17 protein-coding genes are annotated in these 18,954 nt (G+C 68.8%); 8 read left to right on the top strand and 9 right to left on the bottom strand.

Annotated elements, in window-relative coordinates; all coding sequences use genetic code 11:
- Positions 1-34 precede the first annotated feature (34 nt).
- From LVY72_RS01685 to phoH2, 4 genes are all read left to right on the top strand, one after another.
- Positions 35-364, top strand: coding sequence for a hypothetical protein (locus tag LVY72_RS01685; protein WP_237817714.1), 330 nt, complete (start codon positions 35-37; stop codon positions 362-364).
- A 2-nt stretch (positions 365-366) separates the two neighbouring features.
- Positions 367-2,532 carry a thioredoxin domain-containing protein gene (locus LVY72_RS01680; RefSeq protein WP_237817713.1) on the top strand — a complete coding sequence of 722 codons (2,166 nt, stop codon included), beginning with the start codon at positions 367-369 and terminating at the stop codon, positions 2,530-2,532.
- Positions 2,533-2,679: 147 nt separating this feature from the next.
- On the top strand, positions 2,680-3,441 hold the full coding sequence (locus LVY72_RS01675; RefSeq protein ID WP_237817712.1) for an isoprenyl transferase: 762 nt from the start codon (positions 2,680-2,682) through the stop codon (positions 3,439-3,441).
- A 279-nt stretch (positions 3,442-3,720) separates the two neighbouring features.
- Positions 3,721-5,037 carry an RNA 5'-3' helicase PhoH2 gene (gene phoH2, locus LVY72_RS01670; RefSeq protein WP_237817711.1) on the top strand — a complete coding sequence of 439 codons (1,317 nt, stop codon included), beginning with the start codon at positions 3,721-3,723 and terminating at the stop codon, positions 5,035-5,037.
- Between the two features lie 22 nt (positions 5,038-5,059).
- Here phoH2 and LVY72_RS01665 read toward each other — a convergent pair whose 3' ends face one another.
- The 3 genes from LVY72_RS01665 to LVY72_RS01655 all read right to left on the bottom strand — a co-directional run bounded on the left by LVY72_RS01665 (position 5,060) and on the right by LVY72_RS01655 (position 8,140).
- Positions 5,060-6,415, bottom strand: coding sequence for a sensor histidine kinase (locus LVY72_RS01665; protein WP_237817710.1), 1,356 nt, complete (start codon positions 6,413-6,415; stop codon positions 5,060-5,062).
- Positions 6,408-7,085, bottom strand: a complete 678-nt coding sequence (locus tag LVY72_RS01660; protein WP_237817709.1) for a response regulator transcription factor — start codon at positions 7,083-7,085, stop codon at positions 6,408-6,410. The genes LVY72_RS01665 and LVY72_RS01660 overlap by 8 nt, the downstream gene beginning before the upstream one ends.
- Positions 7,086-7,192: 107 nt before the next feature.
- Complete coding sequence (locus LVY72_RS01655; protein WP_237817708.1) at positions 7,193-8,140, bottom strand: AfsR/SARP family transcriptional regulator; 948 nt, start codon at positions 8,138-8,140, stop codon at positions 7,193-7,195.
- Positions 8,141-8,446: 306 nt separating this feature from the next.
- On the opposite strand from LVY72_RS01655, the gene LVY72_RS01650 reads away from it, so the two are divergent.
- The 3 genes from LVY72_RS01650 to LVY72_RS01640 all read left to right on the top strand — a co-directional run bounded on the left by LVY72_RS01650 (position 8,447) and on the right by LVY72_RS01640 (position 11,223).
- On the top strand, positions 8,447-8,953 hold the full coding sequence (locus tag LVY72_RS01650; protein ID WP_237817707.1) for a prepilin peptidase: 507 nt from the start codon (positions 8,447-8,449) through the stop codon (positions 8,951-8,953).
- Positions 8,954-9,168: 215 nt separating this feature from the next.
- The gene (locus LVY72_RS01645; RefSeq protein WP_237817706.1) at positions 9,169-9,639 is read left to right on the top strand and encodes an NUDIX hydrolase; all 471 of its coding nucleotides are present in this window, start codon (positions 9,169-9,171) and stop codon (positions 9,637-9,639) included.
- Between the two features lie 141 nt (positions 9,640-9,780).
- Positions 9,781-11,223, top strand: coding sequence for an amino acid permease (locus LVY72_RS01640; protein WP_237817705.1), 1,443 nt, complete (start codon positions 9,781-9,783; stop codon positions 11,221-11,223).
- Between the two features lie 23 nt (positions 11,224-11,246).
- Here the strand turns inward: LVY72_RS01640 and LVY72_RS01635 are convergent, their stop codons facing one another.
- The 5 genes from LVY72_RS01635 to LVY72_RS01615 all read right to left on the bottom strand — a co-directional run bounded on the left by LVY72_RS01635 (position 11,247) and on the right by LVY72_RS01615 (position 16,579).
- The gene (locus tag LVY72_RS01635; protein ID WP_237817704.1) at positions 11,247-12,932 is read right to left on the bottom strand and encodes an MDR family MFS transporter; all 1,686 of its coding nucleotides are present in this window, start codon (positions 12,930-12,932) and stop codon (positions 11,247-11,249) included.
- Positions 12,929-13,603 carry a TetR/AcrR family transcriptional regulator gene (locus tag LVY72_RS01630; RefSeq protein ID WP_237817703.1) on the bottom strand — a complete coding sequence of 225 codons (675 nt, stop codon included), beginning with the start codon at positions 13,601-13,603 and terminating at the stop codon, positions 12,929-12,931. The genes LVY72_RS01635 and LVY72_RS01630 overlap by 4 nt, the downstream gene beginning before the upstream one ends.
- A gap of 170 nt (positions 13,604-13,773) precedes the next feature.
- Entirely contained in the window at positions 13,774-15,201 is a 1,428-nt protein-coding gene (locus LVY72_RS01625; protein ID WP_237817702.1) for a class II fumarate hydratase, read from the bottom strand.
- 67 nt (positions 15,202-15,268) lie between these two features.
- The gene (locus LVY72_RS01620; RefSeq protein WP_237817701.1) at positions 15,269-15,889 is read right to left on the bottom strand and encodes a carbonic anhydrase; all 621 of its coding nucleotides are present in this window, start codon (positions 15,887-15,889) and stop codon (positions 15,269-15,271) included.
- A gap of 45 nt (positions 15,890-15,934) precedes the next feature.
- Positions 15,935-16,579, bottom strand: coding sequence for a DUF4245 domain-containing protein (locus LVY72_RS01615; protein ID WP_237817700.1), 645 nt, complete (start codon positions 16,577-16,579; stop codon positions 15,935-15,937).
- Between the two features lie 119 nt (positions 16,580-16,698).
- On the opposite strand from LVY72_RS01615, the gene glpX reads away from it, so the two are divergent.
- The gene (gene glpX, locus LVY72_RS01610; RefSeq protein WP_237817699.1) at positions 16,699-17,820 is read left to right on the top strand and encodes a class II fructose-bisphosphatase; all 1,122 of its coding nucleotides are present in this window, start codon (positions 16,699-16,701) and stop codon (positions 17,818-17,820) included.
- 119 nt (positions 17,821-17,939) lie between these two features.
- On the opposite strand, the gene LVY72_RS01605 is transcribed toward glpX, so the two are convergent.
- Positions 17,940-18,953 carry a lipid II:glycine glycyltransferase FemX gene (locus LVY72_RS01605; RefSeq protein ID WP_237817698.1) on the bottom strand — a complete coding sequence of 338 codons (1,014 nt, stop codon included), beginning with the start codon at positions 18,951-18,953 and terminating at the stop codon, positions 17,940-17,942.
- Position 18,954 lies beyond the last annotated feature (1 nt).

Raw genomic sequence — 18,954 nt, 5'->3', positions numbered from 1 at the left:
AGCACCGCCGGGACAGCCAGAAAGAGACTGACTTTTGCACCTGCTGCATGTACTTGCCACCGTAGCGCCGAACCCGGAGCCCACCCTGCGGCCCGGCCTGGACCCTAACCAGGTCACTCCCGGTCCCTGGGGCTTCTTCATCACGTTCGGGGTGGCGGTGGTGCTGTTCCTGCTGATCCGCGACATGACCAAGCGGATCCGCCGGGTGCGCTACCGGGAACAGATCGGCCAGATCCAGCCCCGCACGGGCGACGTGCCGGACGAATCCGGTGCGGAGCCTGGGGACGGCCCGGCCAGCTCCGGCAGCGAACCGCCGGCCGGTCCCGGTGCGGATCGTCCGGGCAAGTACGGGCCGGGGAACTGACCATGGCCGGCCGCCTGCGCGACGAGGCTTCGGCCTATCTGCGCCAGCATGCCGGCAATCCGGTGGACTGGTGGCCCTTCGGCGACCAGGCTTTTGAACAGGCACGTCTGCGAGACGTGCCTGTTTTCATTTCGGTTGGTTACGCGGCCTGCCACTGGTGCCACGTGATGGCTGCCGAATCCTTCGAGGACGAGGCCACCGCGGGCTACCTGAACGAACACTTTGTGAGCATCAAGGTGGACCGCGAGGAACGCCCCGATGTGGACGATGTCTACATGTCCGCCACCCAGGCCCTGACCGGGCAGGGCGGCTGGCCGATGAGCGTGTTCGCCCTGCCCGACGGCAGGGCCTTCTACGCGGGTACCTACTTTCCGCCGCGGCCCGCGCCGGGGCGCCCGTCGTTCCGGCAGGTGCTCGAAGCGGTCGCCGACGCCTGGCGCAACCGGCGGGCGGGGATCGAGGCCAACGCCGCCACCCTGTCCGCGGCCCTCGGCGAGGCCGCCGAGGCGAACCGGGCGCTGCTCGGTTCCCTGCCGGGAGCCGGCGACGGCGCGGCCTCCGCCGTGCGGCTGGAGCAGGGTGCGCCGTTCGAGGCGGAACTGGCAGTTCTCCTGCCCGCGGCGGTACGCGCGCTGGCCCTGCAGGAGGACCAGCGGTTCGGCGGGTTCGGGGATGCACCCAAGTTCCCGCCGTCGTCGGTGCTGCAGTTCCTGCTGCGGCATGCCGCCGCGGGCCCGACCGGCGGTGCGGACGAGGACACGTCCGGCCTCGCCGCCGGACTGGCCGCCCGCACGCTCGAGGCCATGGCGTGTTCGGCTCTCTACGACCAGTTGGAGGGCGGCTTCGCACGGTACTCGGTGGACCGGCGGTGGTCCGTGCCGCACTTCGAAAAGATGCTTTACGACAACGTCCAGCTGCTGCGCGCCTACGCCCAGTGGGCGGCGCAAAGCCCGGATCCGGCGCAGCGGGACCTGGCCCTCGGCGTGGCGGGCTCGACGGCGGACTGGCTGGTGGACAGCCTCGGCCTGCCTGGCGGGGGCCTGGCCTCCTCGCTCGACGCGGACACCGTGGTGGATGGCGAACACGTCGAGGGCGGCACCTACCTGTGGTCCGTCGTCGAGCTGCATCGTGTGCTGGGGCCGGAGGCCGGGGACGCCGATTGGGTGGCCTCGGTGATGGGCGTCGGACCTCAGGGGACGGTCACCGCTGACGGGTCCCCGCTGCATCCGGGCAGGCCGCTGCACGCTGCCGAAACCGAGCGCTGGAACCGGCTCAAGCCGGTGCTGCGGCAGGCGCGGCGGCAGCGGCCGCAGCCCGGCCGCGACGACAAGGTGGTGGCGGGATGGAACGGACTGGCTGTCGCGGCGCTGGCCGAAGCAGCCGACGTCCTGGGCCGCCCCGAGCTGCTGGCGGCGGCCGAGGCCGCCGCCGGCTATCTGCTCCGGGTGCATGTGGACCCGTCCGGCCGGCTGGCCCGGGTTTCGCACGACGGCGCGGCGCGCGGCATCGAGGGGCTGCTGGAGGACTACGCCGGGGTGGCCGAAGGCCTGTTCACCCTGTACGGCGCTACCGGGGACGAACACTGGTATGCGGCCGCCGAGGCACTGCTGCTGCGGGCCGAGGAGCGGTTCCTGGCCGGAGGGACACTGCTCGACGAGGCCGAACAGCCGCAGCAGCTCTCCAAGGCCCGGGGCGAGCGGCGCGCCGCGGACCCGCTGGAGAATGCCACCCCCAGCGGGGCCAGCCTCCTGGCCGGGGTGCTGGTGACCTATGCGGCCTACCACGGTTCGGACCGGCACCGCCGACTGGCCGAACGGCTGCTGGGCTATCTCGAACGCGTGGCCCCGCGGCTGCCGCAGGTGGCCGGCTGGGGCATGGCGGTGGCCCAGGCCATGCTGAGCGGCCCGGTGGAACTGGCCGTCGTCGGGGAGGACACCGCCGCGGCCGGGCTGGTCAGGGTGGCGCGGCGAACCGGCAGCCCCGGGATGGTCATCGCCCGCCGTCCGGCCGGTGTCCAGGCGGACACCGCCGTCCCGCTGCTGCGGGACCGGCCCGTACCGGACCACGGGGCGCTGGCCTATGTCTGCCGCGGCATGGTCTGCCAGCGTCCGGTGGCTGACGAAGCGGCGCTGCGGGCAGCCCTGGCACCGGCTCCGCCGCAGCGCTGACGCAGCAGACGGTGCCTCCGGCGGACCGCCCGGTCCGGCCCCGCGGCCGCCCGGAACCGGCTGCCGGCCCCGCCGCCCGTCCATTCCGCCCCCTAGCAGTGGCGTAGAATTCCATGTGCGGCGACGACTCGAAAGGCAGGTGCATCCTTGAGGCTTCCGGACGTCGCCTACCATCTGTATGAACGCCGTCTCGAACGCTCGCTGGCGTCCCAGCGGATGCCGCGCCATATCGGCGTCGTGGTGGACGGCAACCGCCGCTGGGCCAAGCTGGCCGGTGCGCCGACCCGCGAAGGGCATCAGGCCGGGGCGGACAAGATCCTTGAATTCCTCGGCTGGTGCGACGAACTGGGCATCAAGGTCGTTACCCTGTACATGCTCTCCACCGACAACATGAACCGTTCCGGCGAGGAACTCGAGCAGCTCATGGGCATCATTGCCAATACCCTGGACCGGCTGGGCGAGGCCCGGAACATGCAGGTCCGGCCCGTCGGCGCGCTCGAGACGCTGCCGGAGTACCTGGCGCAGAAGCTGGAAACGCTGGCCGGCCGGACGGCCGGGGCGCCGGGGGTGCACGTCAATGTCGCCGTCGGCTACGGCGGCCGGCAGGAGATCGTGGACGCGGTCAAAGAGCTGCTCCTGGATGCCGCCGGCACCGGCGGGAACCTGCGCAGCGTCGCCGAGTCGCTGGGCATCGAGGACATCTCCCGCTATCTGTATACTCGCGGCCTGCCGGACCCTGACCTGGTCATCCGCACCTCCGGGGAGCAGCGGCTCTCCGGCTTCCTGATGTGGCAGAGCGCGTACAGCGAGTTCTACTTCTGTGAGGCCCTGTGGCCGGATTTCCGCCGGCTGGACTTCCTGCGTGCCCTGCGCGACTACGGCCGGCGCCAGCGCCGCTTCGGTGCATAGCGTCGCTGCCGCCTGTTTACCGGAAATTTACGCGACTGCCCAAAATAGCTGTTGTTCCGGAAATTACACCGGCGTAATTTGGAGGTATCAGCAGGCGATCCTCGCCAGCTGACCGGGAGGCCGAATTGCCGCAGTTCTTAGGGCAGCAAGGGAGGCCGGTACGGGCCTCGCGGCCGTACCGGAATTCCTATCCGTACCGTAAACGGAGCGCCATCGCTCAGGACGGGGGCTAACGTGGCCAATACTGACACCGCAAGCACCAATGCTGCAGGGTCTGCCATGGGGGAGCAGAGGGCGGCCGGCATGCCGGACCACTCGTTTGTGCTGGACACTTCGGTGCTGCTGTCCGATCCGCGGGCACTGATGCACTTCGCGGAGCATGAAGTCATCCTGCCGATCGTGGTCATCAAAGAACTCGAGGGCAAGCGCCATGATCCGGAACTGGGCTACTTCGCCCGCAAGGCCCTGCGGCTGCTGGATGACCTGCGGGTGGAACACGGCGGGCTCAACCGGCCGATTCCGCTCGGCGGCGAGGGCGGCACGCTGCGGGTGGAACTGAACCATATTTCGCCCGACGTGCTGCCGGAGGGCTTCCGCGGCGGGGACAACGACAGCCGCATCCTGGCCGTGGCCAAGAACCTGTCCAATGAAGGCCGCAACGTGACGGTGGTGTCCAAGGACCTGCCGATGCGCGTGAAGGCCTCCGCCATGGGCCTGCAGGCGGATGAGTACCGCAACGACCTGGTCAAGGACTCGGGGTGGACGGGCCTGGCCGAGCTGGAGGTCATGACCGAGGAACTGAACCAGCTCTACGACAATGAGCCGGTCTTCCTGCCGGCAGCGGGCGAACTGCCTGCCAATACCGGCCTGATCCTGCTGTCCAACCGCGGCTCCGCGCTGGGCCGGGTGGGCGCGGACAAGCAGGTGCGGTTGGTGAAGGGGGACCGGGATGTGTTCGGCGTGCATGGACGCAGCGCCGAACAGCGCCTGGCCATCGACCTGCTGCTCGATCCCGAGGTCGGCATCGTCTCGCTCGGCGGACGGGCCGGCACCGGCAAGTCCGCGCTGGCCCTCTGCGCCGGGCTGGAAGCGGTGCTGGAGCGGCGCGAGCACCGCAAGGTGGTGGTGTTCCGGCCGCTGTACGCCGTCGGCGGCCAGGAACTGGGCTACCTGCCGGGGTCGGAATCCGAGAAGATGAACCCGTGGGCGCAGGCGGTCTTCGACACCCTCGGGGCACTGGTCTCCGCCGAAGTGGTGGAGGAGGTCATCGACCGCGGCATGCTGGAAGTGCTGCCGCTGACCCACATCCGCGGCCGCTCGCTGCATGACTCGTTCGTGATCGTGGACGAGGCCCAGTCCCTGGAGAAGAACGTGCTGCTGACTGTGATGAGCAGGATCGGGCAGAACTCCAAGATCGTGCTTACCCACGATGTGGCGCAGCGGGACAACCTGCGGGTGGGACGGCACGACGGTATCGCCGCCGTCGTCGAAACGCTCAAGGGGCACCCGCTCTTCGGGCACATGACGCTGACCCGCTCGGAGCGCTCGCCGATCGCGGCCCTGGTAACGGAGCTGCTCGAGGGCGCCGAGATCTAGGATTGGGTTCCTGCCGGCCGGGCTAACCGGCTGCGGCCGGCAGGACCGCCTCCACCTTCGTGCCGCTGTCCGCTGCCGAGGTGATCAGCAGCGAGCCGCCGGCTTCGGCGACGGTGTCATGCAGGATCGCCAGCCCGAGGTGTCCTTCCGGGACGGCATCCGCCACGTCGAACCCGCGGCCGTCGTCGGCCACCGTGAGCTTCGTGGCCACCGGATCCGCGGCGAGCGCCACCGAGATCCGCCCGGCGTCGGCATGCTTGAGCGCATTGGCGATGGCTTCCCGGGCCACCCGGTAGAGCAGGACCTGCGTGGTGGGCTCGGCCGTGGGTGCGCCGCGGACCTGCAGGTCGAAGTCCACCCCGCGAGACCGGGCGGGATCCCCGAGCCGGGCCAGTGCGCCGGACAGGCCCAGTTCGGCCAGATCCGGCGGATAGAGGTCTGTCGCGATGCCGCGCAGGGCACCGATATTCTCCTGCAGCACTGCATTGGCCCGGGCGAAGAACGACGGCGACGGGTCCGTACCGCCCAGTTCGTAGGACTCCAGCGTATAGGCCAGGCCGGCCAGGCCTTGGATCACCTCGTCGTGCAGGTGCCGTGCCAGGCGCTGCCGTTCCAGGTCCGAGGCGCTGATGGCCTGCTCCAGCAGCCGCTGCTGGGTGTCCGCGTTGCGCTGCAGCCGCTTGGCCATCCGCAGGCCCGGAATCAGCAGCAGCGCCTGCAGCAGCAGCAGCGAGGCGAACACGCCCGGCAGGATGCCCAGGACCATGCTCCGCTGGTCGTCGCGGACAATTTCGGCCGGGTAGTAGGCCTCTACGATGATCCGTTCCCCATCCGATGCGGTGGCACCCACATACACTTCCACTAGCTCTCCCTGGCTGGCTTCCAGGACGCTCTCGGCATCGGTCTGGGCCTCGAATTCGGCTCGCCCGGCGCCCCCGGCCAGCAGCGGGCCGGCCCAGTCCGGGCGGGGGAACTGGCGGCCGATCAGCTCCCGCCGGTCCGAGTAGAGGATGATTCCGGCTGAATTCCACACCTTGAACCGGTACAGGGAGACGTGGCGGAAGCTCGGCGTCAGCCGGCGGTCCAGCCGGTCCAGCCGGACGGGATCCTCGATCGGCAAAGCGGAATCGATGAAGGGGGCCACCTCGAAGTCCGCCATGTGCTGGGTGCTCTCCATCGCATGCCGGAGGGCCTGGTCCTTGGCAAAGGCCCTCGCGCCGAAGATCACCGGCACCAGGACGATCAGCAAGGTGGCGACACCTGTGAGGGCATAACGCCGAAGGGCCTTGCGTGCTTCCGGGTGCAGCCGCGAACGGTTCGTGTCCCGATTCGGTCCGCCGTCAATCCCGTCCGCGTGGGTGGCGGCCTTCCTACGCATCCGGTTGCTCCGGCAGCAGGCGGCGGGTCCGGGCGATGGCCACCGCTTCGAGCTGGGTGTGGGCACCGAGTTTGCCCAGGATGGCCTTCACATAGCCCCGGCAGGTGTTCTCCGAAATGCCCAGCAGCCGGGCGTTGGCACGCACATCATGGCCGGCCGCCATCAGGGCCAGGACCTGGCGCTCGCGGGCCGTCAGCACGCCGTTGCCGGGCTGCGGGACGGGGGGCGCGCCCTGCTGCGCGGCCAGCAGGGACGGGTGGACCACCATGCTGCCAGGCCGGGCAAAGCGTACGGCATCCAGCAGGGTCCGCAGCGAGCCGTCCTTGGGCAGGAATCCACAGATGCCGGAGCCGGCTGCCCGGCCGAGGATCTCCGGCGTCGGGTTGCCGGTCAGGACGATAATCCGGGTTTGTGGGGCGTCCTGCAGGATGGCGCCGGCGGCGTCCAACCCGTTGCCGTCCGGCAGGTGGTAGTCCATCACGACGACGTCCGGCCTGGCCTCGCGGCACAGCTCGATGGCGGCCCCGGCGCTGCCGGCATTGCCCACGTGCACCAGGTCCGTTTCCCGGTTCAATGCTTGTGCCAGCAACTCCGCAAAGGTGGTGTGGTCATCCACCACCACCACCCGTGCCTGCGCCGGCGAGTCTTCCGACGCCGCTTCCGACTTCATGGCCCATCCCCAACCCAAGTCCCCCGACATGGTCCTATAGGGAGTATGCCTGCGCGGGGCACGGATGTATAGCAGCGGCCGGAGAACCGCGCCGGATGTCGCGCAGGTCAGGCCGAGGCCAGGGCTCGGCGCAGGAAGGAGTCCACTACCTGGCCGGCCGCCTCCACGTGCTTGCCCGGCCGGCGCAGGCGGGCCGGCACCTCGGAATCATGCCGGTCTCCCCGGAGGCTGTCGCTGAGCAGCAACAGCGCGCTCAGGACTTCGGACAGGTCGCTGTCGTCGGCGGCCGTGGCCTTCAGCAGCCTGGCATGCGCGGCACGCAGGGCGGGGCCGGGCGTGCAGCCCATCTCGCGGTCCAGGAGCCGGCGGCACTTGTCATAGCTGCGGATACCTTCGGCATAGCGCCCGGCCTGTTCCAACCCGGTCACGAGGGCGGACCACGCCCGTTCGTTCAGCGGTTCCATGTCGATTGCCTGCTCGGCCCAGCGCACGGCGTCGTCCGGATTGGAGAGCATGGTGGCCGCCTCGGCGGCGAGCACCCGCGCCTGGGCCACCCTGGCGGTGTGCCGGTCCCGGGCCTCCGCCGCCCACTCCGGCGTCAACTCGTCGCCGAGCAGCGGTTCCGCGGCCAGGTCCAGAGCCTCCGTCAGCTTCGGGTAGGCCGCGGCCGGCGCGGCCAGCTCGGCATCGCGCAGCAGCCCGTCGAAGCGGTCCAGGTCCAGATCCACCAGGTCCCGCTCCAGCAGATAGCCGGAGTTGGCCGTCCGCAGCGGGCCCGACTTGGCGTGGCCGGGCTGCAGGTGGCGGCGCAGTACGCTGACGTAGCTTTCCAAGGTGCCCAGCGCCTCGCCGGGTGCCTTCCCGCCCCAGAGCAGCTCCACCAGCTGATCCTTCGAAACCGCCGTGCCCAGCCGCAGCAGCAGGATTTCCAGGATCTGGCGTGGCTTCGGGCCGCCGAGGCTCGACGCCGTGAGGACGGTATCTCCCCGGCTGATCCGCAGATGGCCGATCACCTGAACGGAAATGGACAGGCACTGTCCATGCATTTGCTCCATGTCGTCCCCCTCGATGGATGCACCCCCAATGAATGCTCTCTCATCCTTGCCGAGCGCGGCATGGCTTCGACAGCCCGGATCGGGGCACCCTGCACCCCCAAATTTGGGGAGTGACTTCCGTCACGCAATGAAGGCTGCGGCGCCGGTGTCCCGGACGACCTGCCTAAGGTTTTTCCCAAGCAGGCAGCGGCAAAGTGGGTCCTGCCGGGTTTTCGCCGGGGCCCGGGGTCTGCCCGGGAGGGGAAGTTCTCCACCGGCGGCCGCACGGCGGCGGTCCCCGGTGGAAGCATGTTGTAGCTTGGGGCCATGATTGCGCAACTGGAACGGCTGTGGCCGGCGGACCCGCTGCCGTTCTGGGCGCTGCTGGCGGCCTGCCTGTACCTGCTGGCGGTGGGGGCCCGGCTCAGCTGGATCGACGTGCGCACGCATACGCTGCCGGACCGGATCGTCTTTCCCGCCTACGGGGTCGCCGCGGCACTGCTGGCGGCGGCCGCGCTGGCCGGCGGCGATGCGGCGCGCCTGTGGGGCCTGCTGGCCGGGGGAGCCGGACTGTGGGCCTTCTACTTCACGGTCCGCTTCATCCATCCGGCCGGGATGGGCTTCGGCGACGTCAAGCTGGCCGGCGTCCTCGGTATGTACCTGGGCTACCTCGACGCCGGCCGGCTGTTCTGGGGGACCATGGCTGCCTTTGCGCTGGGCGGGCTGTACGGCCTGACGCTGGTGCTCCTGCGGCGTGGAAACCTCAAGTCCGCCATGCCGTTCGGTCCGTTCATGCTGCTCGGCACCGTGGCTGCCTTGCTGCCGGCCAGCTAGCCGTTCGCCGCCTGCCCCGAACGCTTCGCGCACGGGGACCCCGGGCGGCTCTCTGAGGGGCCCGCCGCGAGCTCGCGAGCGGTGGGAAAGCGCGACGCGCCAGCCGTTCGCCGCGAACGGGGAAGGCGTGACGCGGTAGGCATGGTGTTCTTCCCTGACGTCTGCGGTCCGGGACCGGTTGGCTGCCGCCGCCGGCAACGGCATAGCGTAGGGATATGCCTACTCCTGACTTCATCCTGCAGCTGCGCGCTAAAATCGGCCACGATCTGCTCTGGCTGCCCGGGGTGACGGCCGTGGTGCTCGATGACGCCGGGCGCGTCCTGCTCGGCCAGCGCGCCGACAACAGGCGCTGGACGCTGATCACCGGGATCCTGGAACCGGGGGAGCACCCGGCCCAGGGCGTGGTGCGCGAGGTGCTGGAGGAAACGGCCGTGGTCGCAGAGGTGGAGCACCTGGCCGAGGTCTATGCGGGTGCGCCGATGGAATTCGTCAACGGGGACCAGGCCCAGTTCCTGACCCTGACCTTCCGCTGCCGGTACGTCTCGGGCAGCGCCCGGGTGAACGATGACGAATCCGCCCAGGTGGGCTGGTTCGGCCTGAATGAGCTGCCCGAGCTCACGGACTACCACCGGGACCGGCTGCGGGCGGCCCTGCGGGCCACCGGCGTGCCGGAATTTGTCCGTTAGGACCGGTAAATCGCACCGGCCAGCTATTCCGTGCGGGCAGTCAGGGGGCCATACTCAAAAACGTACAGGGCATCCGCACGGCGGTCCCGCCCCTGGAGCAGGTTCCGGCGGCAGATGCAGGCGCGAACATCGGAGTCCGGTATGTCCACCTCGAGCGATTCCCGATCCATCCTCAGGCGCAAGCCGATACGGGAGATGGAGGAGGAAAGCGGAGAAAGCCATCTGTTCAAGAGCCTTGGTCTGTGGCAGCTGACCGCGATCGGCGTAGGCGGCATCATCGGCGTCGGCATCTTCACCCTGGCCGGCCTGGTCGCGGCCGGGAGCGAAGGCAATCCGCCGGTCGGCCCCGCAGTGCTGATCTCCTTCCTGATCGCCGGCCTGGCCAGTGCTGCGGCGGCACTTTCCTATGCGGAGTTTGCGGGCATGATTCCGTATGCCGGCTCCGCCTACACCTACGGCTACGTGGCCCTGGGGGAAATCATCGGCTGGTTCATCGGCTGGGACCTGCTGCTCGAATACACGGCGATCGTAGCCGTCGTCGCCATCGGCATCTCGGGCTATTTCAGCGCGTTCATGGAAGGCCTGGGCATCCAGGTCCCGGCGTGGATGCAGGGCACCCCGGATACCGTCGAGGGCGGGCTGGTGAACATCCCCGCGATCGTCGTCTGCCTGCTGATCGCCTGGATCCTCAGCCGCGGGTCGCGGACCTTCGGCCGATTCGAACTCGTGGCGGTCGGGCTGAAGATCCTGCTGATCATCTTCATCATCGTGCTCGGCTTCTTCTTCATCAATACGGACAACTACACGCCGTTCATGCCCTCGGGCTTTGGTCCGGTGCTGGCCGGGGCCGCCACCGTCTTCTTCGCGGTCTTTGGCTATGACGCCATGAGCACGGCGGCCGAGGAGTCCACCGACGGCAAGAAGCACATGCCCAAGGCCATCCTGCTGTCGCTGGCGATCGCCATGGTCCTCTATGTGCTGGCCACCCTGGTGCTGACCGGCATGCAGAACTACCAGGACATCAACCCGGCGGCGGGGTTCGCCTCCGCCTTCCAGGCAGTGGGGCTGCCGGCGGTGGCCACCATCATCTCGGGATTCGCGGTCATCTCCATCCTGACGGTCATGCTGACCTTCCTGCTGGGCGTGACGCGGGTGTGGTTCGCGATGAGCCGGGACGGGCTGCTGCCGGCCTGGTTCTCGGGTACAGACCGGCGCGGCACGCCGCAGCGGGTGACCTGGATCGCCGGCGGCGCCTCAGCGCTGCTGGCCGGGGTGGTTCCGATCCGCGCGGTGGCGGACCTGACCAACATCGGCATCCTGGCCGCCTTCGTGGTGGTCAGCGTCGCGGTGATCGTGCTGCGGCGAACGCGGCCGGACGTGCCGCGTTCCTTCCGGCTGCCGCTGATGCCGGTGGTGCCGGCCTTCGGCGTCGTCGCCTCCTTTTTCCTGATGCTCCAACTGCATTGGGAAACCTGGCTGCGCTTCGTGGTGTGGCTGATCATCGGCCTGCTGATCTACACCTTCTATGGCCGCAAACACTCGCTGATGAACCCGGACAGCCCGCGCCACCGGATGGTGCCCTGAGTACCGCCCGGCGGCGCCTGCCCTCAGCCTCCGTGAGGGCCGGCGCTGCCGTTGTCCCTGGGGGCGCCGGCGATGCCGTGCCCGGCCGTAGCGGGACCGACGGTGTGATGTCCGGCGCGGGCTGCCTCGAGCCGCTCGGCCTCCTCGCCGCCGATGGCCTCGCCGCGCGCCACCATGCCGGCGACGTCGGAGAGCGGGATCTGCTTCAGCGTCAGGGACAGCACCAGCGCGATGACCAGGAAGGGGACCAGGTACCAGAACACCGGGGCCAGCGATTCCGCGTAGGCATTGATGATGCCTTCCCGGACCGCCTCGGGCAGCTGGCCCATCGTCTGCGGATCCAGCGTCGCCGTAGCGGCCTGGGCGTCCTGCGCCGAGGCACCGGACCGGCCGAAGACGTCCAGCAGCGACTCGGACAGGCGCGAGGTGAACATCGCGCCGAAGATGGCCACGCCCAGGGACGCGCCGACCTCGCGGAAGTAGTTGTTCGTGCTGGTGGCGGTGCCGATCTGGTCCGCCGGCACCGAGTTCTGCACCACCAGCACCACGACCTGCATGATCAGGCCCAGGCCGGCGCCGAAGACGAACAGTTGCAGGCAGATGATCCAGATCGGGGTGGACGCGGCCAGCGTGGTCAGCCAGAGCATCGCCGCGATCACGATGGCCGAGCCGGCGATCGGGAACGCCTTGTACCTCCCGGACTTGCTGATCGCGATGCCTGACCAGATCGAGGTGCCCATCAGGCCGACCATCATCGGCAGCAAAAGCAGGCCGGATACGGCTGCCGACGTCCCCGAGGCCATCTGCAGGAAGGTCGGCACGAACGCCAGCGCCGCGAACATGCCCATGCCGAGGGTGAAGCCGATCGCCGTGCTGTTGACGAAGATCGGGTTCCGGAACAGGCTCAGCGGGATGATCGGGTCTTCGGCCCGGCGCTCGACCAGGACGAACGCGCAGGCCGCCGCCAGCAGCCCGGCGCCGAAGAGCCAGGTGGCCGCCGAGTCCCAGCCGTAATCCTGCCGTCCGCCGAAGTCGGTAAAGAAGATCAGGCAGGCGGTGGCGGCCGAGAGCAGCACGACGCCGGGGATGTCGATCCGCTTGGCCGCCTTCTTGTTCGGCAGCGTGAGGGTGAAGTACGCGATCAGAAACGCCGCGATGCCGATCGGGATGTTGATGTAGAAGGCCCAGTGCCAGCTCAGATGGTCGACGAAGTAGCCGCCGAGCAGCGGGCCGGCAACCGCGGAGAGACCGAAGATGCCGCCCAGCGGGCCCATGTACTTGCCCCGTTCGTTGGCCGGGACGATGTCGGCGATGATGGCCTGGGAAAGGATCATCAGGCCGCCGCCGCCCAGGCCCTGGATGGCGCGGAACACCACGAAGGTCCAGAAATCCGGGGCGAAGGCGCAGCCGATGGAGGCGAGCGTGAACAGGCCGATGGCGAACAGGAACAGGTTGCGCCGGCCCAGCACGTCGCCGAACTTGCCGTAGATCGGCATCACGATCGTGGTGGCCAGCAGGTAGGCGGTGGTGATCCAGGTCTGGTGCTCGACGCCGCCGAGGTTGCCCACGATGGTGGGCATGGCGGTGGACACGATGGTCTGGTCCAGGCTGGAGAGCAGCATGCCCGCGATCAGGGCCGAGAAGATGATCCAGATGCGTCTCTGGGTCAGCAGCAGCGGCTCGTCGGGCCGTGCCAGGGCGGTGGTCATGAGCGGTCCTCACGGGGTTGGAGTGGATGAGGCAGGACGACGGTGCGCAGATCGGCCACGGCCGCGGTCAGGATCTCCCGGTAGCTTCTGGTGTTCTCCGGGGCGAAAAAGGTTTCCCCGGCGCGCTTGCCCACGGCTTCCATGACGGCCACGGCCATCAGGATCCTGGGATCCTCCGGAGGCAGCGACTCCCGGCGCGCCAGCAGGTCCCGGAAGACCTTTTTGATGTCGGCGGAACCATGGATGGTCTTCTCCAGCAGGCGGGGCTCGGCCATGACCGCCTGCCTCAGGGCCATGATTTCGCTGCGCGTCAGGGCCATCCGGTCCATCATGCCCACGGCCAGTTCGATGAAGTCCTCCCAGAGGTCCGCCGAGAGCGCGCCGGTGCCGCCCTCGGCAGCGGCCCCGGTGGCGCCGTCGGCGAAGGCCCGGGCCAGCTCCTCCGGGAGCTGGTCCGCGGCGTTGCCGAGGATGGCGTCTTCCTTGGTGGGAAAGTAGTTGAAGAAGGTCCGCCGCGAGATGCCGGCGCGCTCGCAGACTTCCTCCACCGTGAAGCCGTTGACCCCGCGGCGTGCGGTCAGCAGCCGGGCAGCCTCGGTGATGGCCAGCCGGGTTGCGGCACGTTTGCGTCCGCGCAGGCCTCCCGCGGCAGTTTTTGCACTATTTTCCACGGAGTGAATCATTGCACTCTCGCTTCCTAAGTGCAAAAATTGTCTTGTTGGGTACGCAGAAGGCGCCCCGGTCCGTCAGGACCGTGGGCGCCTTCTGTGGGCTTGCGGGTGCTGCTAGCGCTTAATGTCCTCCCCGCCTGGAACACGTTTCAGGCGGGACCCCTCGGACATTAGGCCTGCGGGGCCTTGGTCATCGACAGCACGTCCAGGGCGCTGTCCAGCTGCTCCTCGGTCAGCTCGCCGCGCTCAAGGTAGCCCAGGGCCACCACGGCCTCGCGGATGGTCAGGCCTTCCTTGACCGCATGCTTGGCGATCTTGGCTGCGTTCTCATAGCCGATGTACTTGTTCAGCGGGGTGACGATCGAGGGGGAGGCCTCGGCCAGGAAGCGGGCGCGCTCCACGTTGGCCTCGATGCCGTCGATCATCTTGTCCGCCATCACCCGGGAGGTGTTGGCCAGCAGGCGGATGGATTCGAGCAGGTTCGCGGCCATCACCGGGATGCCCACGTTCAGCTCGAACGCGCCGTTGGTGGAGGACAGTGCGATGGTGGTGTCGTTGCCGACGACCTGGGCGGCCACCATGATGGCAGCCTCGCAGATGACCGGGTTGACCTTGCCCGGCATGATCGAGGAGCCCGGCTGCAGGTCGGGGATCGCGATCTCGCCCAGGCCGGTGTTCGGACCGGAGCCCAGCCAGCGCAGGTCGTTGTTGATCTTCATGAACGAGTAGGCGATGTTGCGCAGCTGGCCGGAGGCCTCGACCAGGCCGTCGCGGTTGGCCTGGGCCTCGAAGTGGTTGCGTGCCTCCGTCAGCGGCAGGCCGGTGTCCTGGGCCAGCAGCGCGATCACACGCTGCGGGAAGCCGGCCGGGGTGTTGATGCCGGTGCCGACGGCGGTGCCGCCGAGGGGAACCTCGGCCACGCGCGGCAGCGAGGACTGGATGCGCTCGATGCCGTAGCGCACCTGCGCGGCGTAGCCGCCGAACTCCTGGCCCAGGGTCACCGGGGTGGCGTCCATCAGGTGGGTGCGGCCGGACTTGACCACGTCCTTGAACTCCTCGGCCTTGCGCTCCAGCGAGGCGGCCAGGTACTCCAGCGCGGGGATCAGGTTGTTGATCAGCGCGGACGTCGCGGCCACGTGCACGGAGGTCGGGAAGACGTCATTGGAGGACTGCGAGGCGTTGACGTGGTCGTTCGGGTGGACCGTCTTGTCGCTGCCGGCTTCCTTGAGGGCGCGGGAGGCGAGCTCGGCGATGACCTCGTTGGTGTTCATGTTCGAGGAGGTGCCCGAGCCGGTCTGGAAGACATCGATCGGGAAGTCGCCGTCGTACAGGCCGGAGGCGACCTGGTCGGCGGCGCCGCCGATCGCCCGGGCGATCTCGCCGTCGAGCACTCCGAGTTCGGCATTGGCGGTCGCGGCCGCCTTCTTGATCCGGGCCAGCGCCTCGATGTGGGCACGCTCGAGGGTCTTGCCGGAGATCGGGAAGTTCTCCACGGCGCGCTGGGTCTGGGCCCGGTACAGGGCGTTTACCGGGACGCGGACCTCGCCCATGGTGTCGTGTTCAATGCGGAATTCAGCAGAATCAACAGTGGATGTCATGGGTCCAAGGTTAGTCGGCCAAGCCTCCCCGTCCGAAACTTGTTGCGCGCGGGGAGGCCGCCGGTGGCTACCGCCCGAGGGTATCCGCGCCGGAAACGACTTCCGCGCGCCCCTCGGCCAGCCGGTAGGCGACGCCGAGCACGGCGGTGCGGCCGTCGGCGACCGCGGCCGAAATGGACCGGGAGCTGTCCAGCAGGCGTTCGGCCGTCTGCTTCGTATGCTCGACGACCATGTCGTTGATGTCTTCGAACCCGGCCCGCCGGGCGGCCAGGACGGACGGGGTGATCCTTTCCACCAGGTCACGCAGGAACCCCTTGGGCATTTCGCCGGTGTCCACAGTGTCCTTCGCCGCAGTGACGGCCCCGCAGCTGTCATGGCCGAGGATGACGATCAGCGGTACCTTCAGCACGTCCACGCCGTATTCGAGCGAGCCGAGCACGGCGTCGTCGATGACCTGGCCGGCGGTGCGCACCACGAAGGCGTCGCCGAGGCCCAGGTCGAAGATGATCTCGGCGGCCAGACGGGAGTCCGCGCAGCCGAAGATGATGGCAAACGGGTTCTGCTGGTTGACCAGGGAACTGCGCCGCGGGGCATCCTGGTTGGGGTGGTTGGAAGTTCCCTCGACGAAGCGCTGATTGCCCTCGAGCAGCTTCTGCCATGCCTGGGCCGGTGTCATTGTGGTAGCCATTCTGCCTACATTACTCCCGGCCGCAGGCTCCGGCGGGAGCCGGGGCTAGCGGCCGTCCAGCACGCCGGCGACGGCGGTGCCCAGTGCGTCGAATTCGTCCAGGTCCGCGCCACCGGCGAGCACAATCGTGTAGCCGGACTCCTCGAGCACCAGGGACTTGCTGCCGGAACCGCTGTCCCGCAACTGCCAGTCGGCACCGCCGATCCGACGCTGGCCGGTGACGGGAGCCTGGCCGGTGGCATCGGCCAACCACGTGGGGTTCGCCTTGTCGGTCTGGGTCAGCGCAATATGGTGCCCGCCGGGGGTCAGATAGCCGGCCTCCCACGCCGCCACCTGAGCGCTGCCGCCGGTGGTCCAGCGGGCATAGTTCGCCGACCAGCCCTCGGGCATGGCCGGGACCACCGGCAGGTAACCGGCGGCCGCCTTGGCCTCCAGTGCGACCGCGGGCACGTCGATGTTGCGGTGGTAGGTCTCGGGTTTGCTGCCCGGGTTGAGCAGGACGACCGGAATAACCACGGCCACCGTCAGCAGGACGGAGATGACCATGCCCTTGATCGTCTGGTTCGCCCGCTTGGCCTGCTTGGCGGTCAGGACGGGCTTGAACGGCAGCCCGTCCGGCGCTGGCGCCGGCTGGTGGCCTGACGTGGAGGCCGGGGGCACTGCAGGTATTTCGGGGCGCACTTCACTCACCGTTCCATTGTCCCTTAATCCCGGCCGGCCTCCGGCACCGGCGGACGGCGGCCCCGCCGGCGTAATGGTGCGTTGTTTCACAAGCCAGCCGGCGCGGCGTCGGACTATGATCAAAACTGATGGAACATCCAGAGGAAATCCAGGAATCAGACGCAGTTCCGGAGCCGGAACTGCCCCAACAGCAACTCGAAGATGAGGTTCTCGTGGCCAAAGCTGCATCGGATGCCCAGTATTCAACCCTGTCCCCGTCACTGGCGGTTGGGATCAACGAGCCGGACCGCAACCTCGCACTGGAACTGGTCCGGGTGACCGAAGCTGCCGCCATCGCCGGCGGCCACTGGGTGGGCTATGGAGACAAGAACGCGGCCGACGGCGCCGCCGTGGACGCCATGCGCTCCTTCCTCTCCACGGTGAACTTCAACGGCGTCGTGGTGATCGGCGAGGGTGAGAAGGACGAGGCGCCGATGCTGTTCAACGGCGAGCGGGTCGGCAACGGCTCGGGCGCCGAGTGCGACGTGGCCGTGGACCCGATCGACGGCACCCGGCTGACCGCGCTGGGCATCAACAACGCGCTGTCCGTGCTGGCCGTCTCCGAGCGCGGGACGATGTTCGATCCCTCCGCCGTGTTCTACATGGAGAAGCTGGTGACCGGCCCCGAGGCGGCGGACCTGGTGGACCTGCGCCTGCCGGTCAAGCAGAACCTGCACCTGATCGCCAAGGCCAAGGGCAAGAAGGTCAACCAGGTCAACGTGGTCATCCTGGACCGTGACCGGCACAAGCCGCTGGTGGAGGAGATCCGCGCCGCCGGAGCCCGCACCAGGTTCATCATGGACGGCGACGTGGCCGGCGCCATCGCCGCGGCCCGCGAAGGCACCGGCATCGATGTGCTGATGGGCATCGGCGGCACCCCGGAGGGGATCGTGGCGGCCTGTGCCATTAAGTCCCTGGGCGGCGTGATCCAGGGCCGGCTGTGGCCCACCAGCGACGAGGAGAAGCAGAAGGCGCTCGACGCCGGCCACGACCTGGACCGGGTGCTGACCACCGACGACCTGGTCACCAGCGACAACTGCTACTTCGTGGCCACCGGCATTACCGACGGCGACCTGCTGCGCGGGGTGCGCTACAAGAGCAACAAGGTGCTGACCCAGTCGATCGTGATGCGGTCCAAGTCCGGCACCATCCGCTTCGTCGAGGGCGAGCACCGGGCCGACAAGTGGGAAGGCTGGGAGCGCAAGCACTGACCCTGCCTCCCGCCCCACCCTTTCATCGACTCGGCGGATAATGCCCTTTCCAGCCCGGAAACGGTCATTATCCGCCGAGTCGATGGTGTTTGGGGCCCCGGCGGGGAAGGGGCGGCGGATCAGCGGCGGAGTTTGCCCTTGAGCGTCTCAAGGGCGGGAACGACGGCGTCCTTCGCCTTGCGTGCGGCCGGTGCCGCCCTGCGCAGTCCATTGCGCAGTCCGCGCGCCGCGGTATAGGCCGCGTGCATGACCGTGTTCACGGGCAGATCCCAGGTACCGGGGTATTCGACCTCGAAGCCCCCGAAGGAGCGCTTGAAGCGGGAGAAGCCGGCCCACGGGTGGTCCGGTTCGTCCTCGGGGGAGACGCCCCACATGTCGAACAGTTCCTGGCCCGATTCCTTGGCATCCAGCATCATGGTGACCAGCAGCGGGATGCCCGCGTTGAGCTTGCGGTACCTGTCGTCGGCCGCCGCGTGCGCGTAGACCCGGGTGGTCGGGGTGTCGTAGGACAGTGCCGCGGCGATCGGGTCCCCGTCCAGCCGGGCGATGAACAGCTTCGCCGCGCCGGCGGGCATCAGCGTCCGTGCCGCCTGGGCCAGGTAGTCGTCGGACTGGGCCTTGAATTCGGCCCGTTCGGAGACATCGTGCAGGAAGCCGAGCAGGATCCCGATGTCGGCCGGGTCGGTGGAAACATCGAAGGTGACGCCCTTCTTGTGGATGTTCCGGTACAGGTTGCGGCTGGTGCTTCGCATCCCCGCGAGGATCTTCTCCTCCGGCTGGGTCAGGTCCAGCATCCAGGTCAGATGCGGCTGGACGTCGGCCGGGGCGCGGCGCAGCCGGTGGCCGGTGAGCACCGCCGCCGCGTTGTCGCCGAGGCCTGCGGCCACTGGCTCCACCCGGACGTAGTGCGTGCCTTCGGCCTTGGCCAGGGAACGCAGCGCTTCCAGGGCCCGGGCGAAGGCTGCCGGGTTTTGGGCCACGGGCCCGTAGGGGGTGTACAGGAAGGAACCCAGCGGGGTCTTTTCGCGGATGGCCAGGAAGTTCCAGCCTTCGCCGCTTCGTTCGAAGACCTGTTTTCCCAGCCTGCGCTGGAATTCGGCCCACGGGGCGGACTGCAGGATGGAGGCGGACATG

The organism is Arthrobacter hankyongi (assembly GCF_022012395.1).
Classification (GTDB): Bacteria; Actinomycetota; Actinomycetes; order Actinomycetales; family Micrococcaceae; genus Crystallibacter; species Crystallibacter hankyongi.
This window is presented reverse-complemented; position numbering and strand designations above follow the sequence as displayed.

Excerpts from the sequence above, each read along its gene's own strand:
- glpX (WP_237817699.1), top strand. The coding sequence starts at position 16,699 with ATGGAACATCCAGAGGAAATCCAGGAATCAGACGCAGTTCCGGAGCCG.
- LVY72_RS01680 (WP_237817713.1), top strand. The coding sequence starts at position 367 with ATGGCCGGCCGCCTGCGCGACGAGGCTTCGGCCTATCTGCGCCAGCAT.
- LVY72_RS01660 (WP_237817709.1), bottom strand. The coding sequence starts at position 7,085 with ATGAAGTCGGAAGCGGCGTCGGAAGACTCGCCGGCGCAGGCACGGGTG.
- LVY72_RS01640 (WP_237817705.1), top strand. The coding sequence starts at position 9,781 with ATGTCCACCTCGAGCGATTCCCGATCCATCCTCAGGCGCAAGCCGATA.
- LVY72_RS01650 (WP_237817707.1), top strand. The coding sequence starts at position 8,447 with ATGATTGCGCAACTGGAACGGCTGTGGCCGGCGGACCCGCTGCCGTTC.
- LVY72_RS01655 (WP_237817708.1), bottom strand. The coding sequence starts at position 8,140 with ATGGAGCAAATGCATGGACAGTGCCTGTCCATTTCCGTTCAGGTGATC.
- LVY72_RS01605 (WP_237817698.1), bottom strand. The coding sequence starts at position 18,953 with ATGTCCGCCTCCATCCTGCAGTCCGCCCCGTGGGCCGAATTCCAGCGC.
- phoH2 (WP_237817711.1), top strand. The coding sequence starts at position 3,721 with ATGGGGGAGCAGAGGGCGGCCGGCATGCCGGACCACTCGTTTGTGCTG.
- LVY72_RS01665 (WP_237817710.1), bottom strand. The coding sequence starts at position 6,415 with ATGCGTAGGAAGGCCGCCACCCACGCGGACGGGATTGACGGCGGACCG.
- LVY72_RS01620 (WP_237817701.1), bottom strand. The coding sequence starts at position 15,889 with ATGGCTACCACAATGACACCGGCCCAGGCATGGCAGAAGCTGCTCGAG.
- LVY72_RS01645 (WP_237817706.1), top strand. The coding sequence starts at position 9,169 with ATGCCTACTCCTGACTTCATCCTGCAGCTGCGCGCTAAAATCGGCCAC.
- LVY72_RS01625 (WP_237817702.1), bottom strand. The coding sequence starts at position 15,201 with ATGACATCCACTGTTGATTCTGCTGAATTCCGCATTGAACACGACACC.
- LVY72_RS01635 (WP_237817704.1), bottom strand. The coding sequence starts at position 12,932 with ATGACCACCGCCCTGGCACGGCCCGACGAGCCGCTGCTGCTGACCCAG.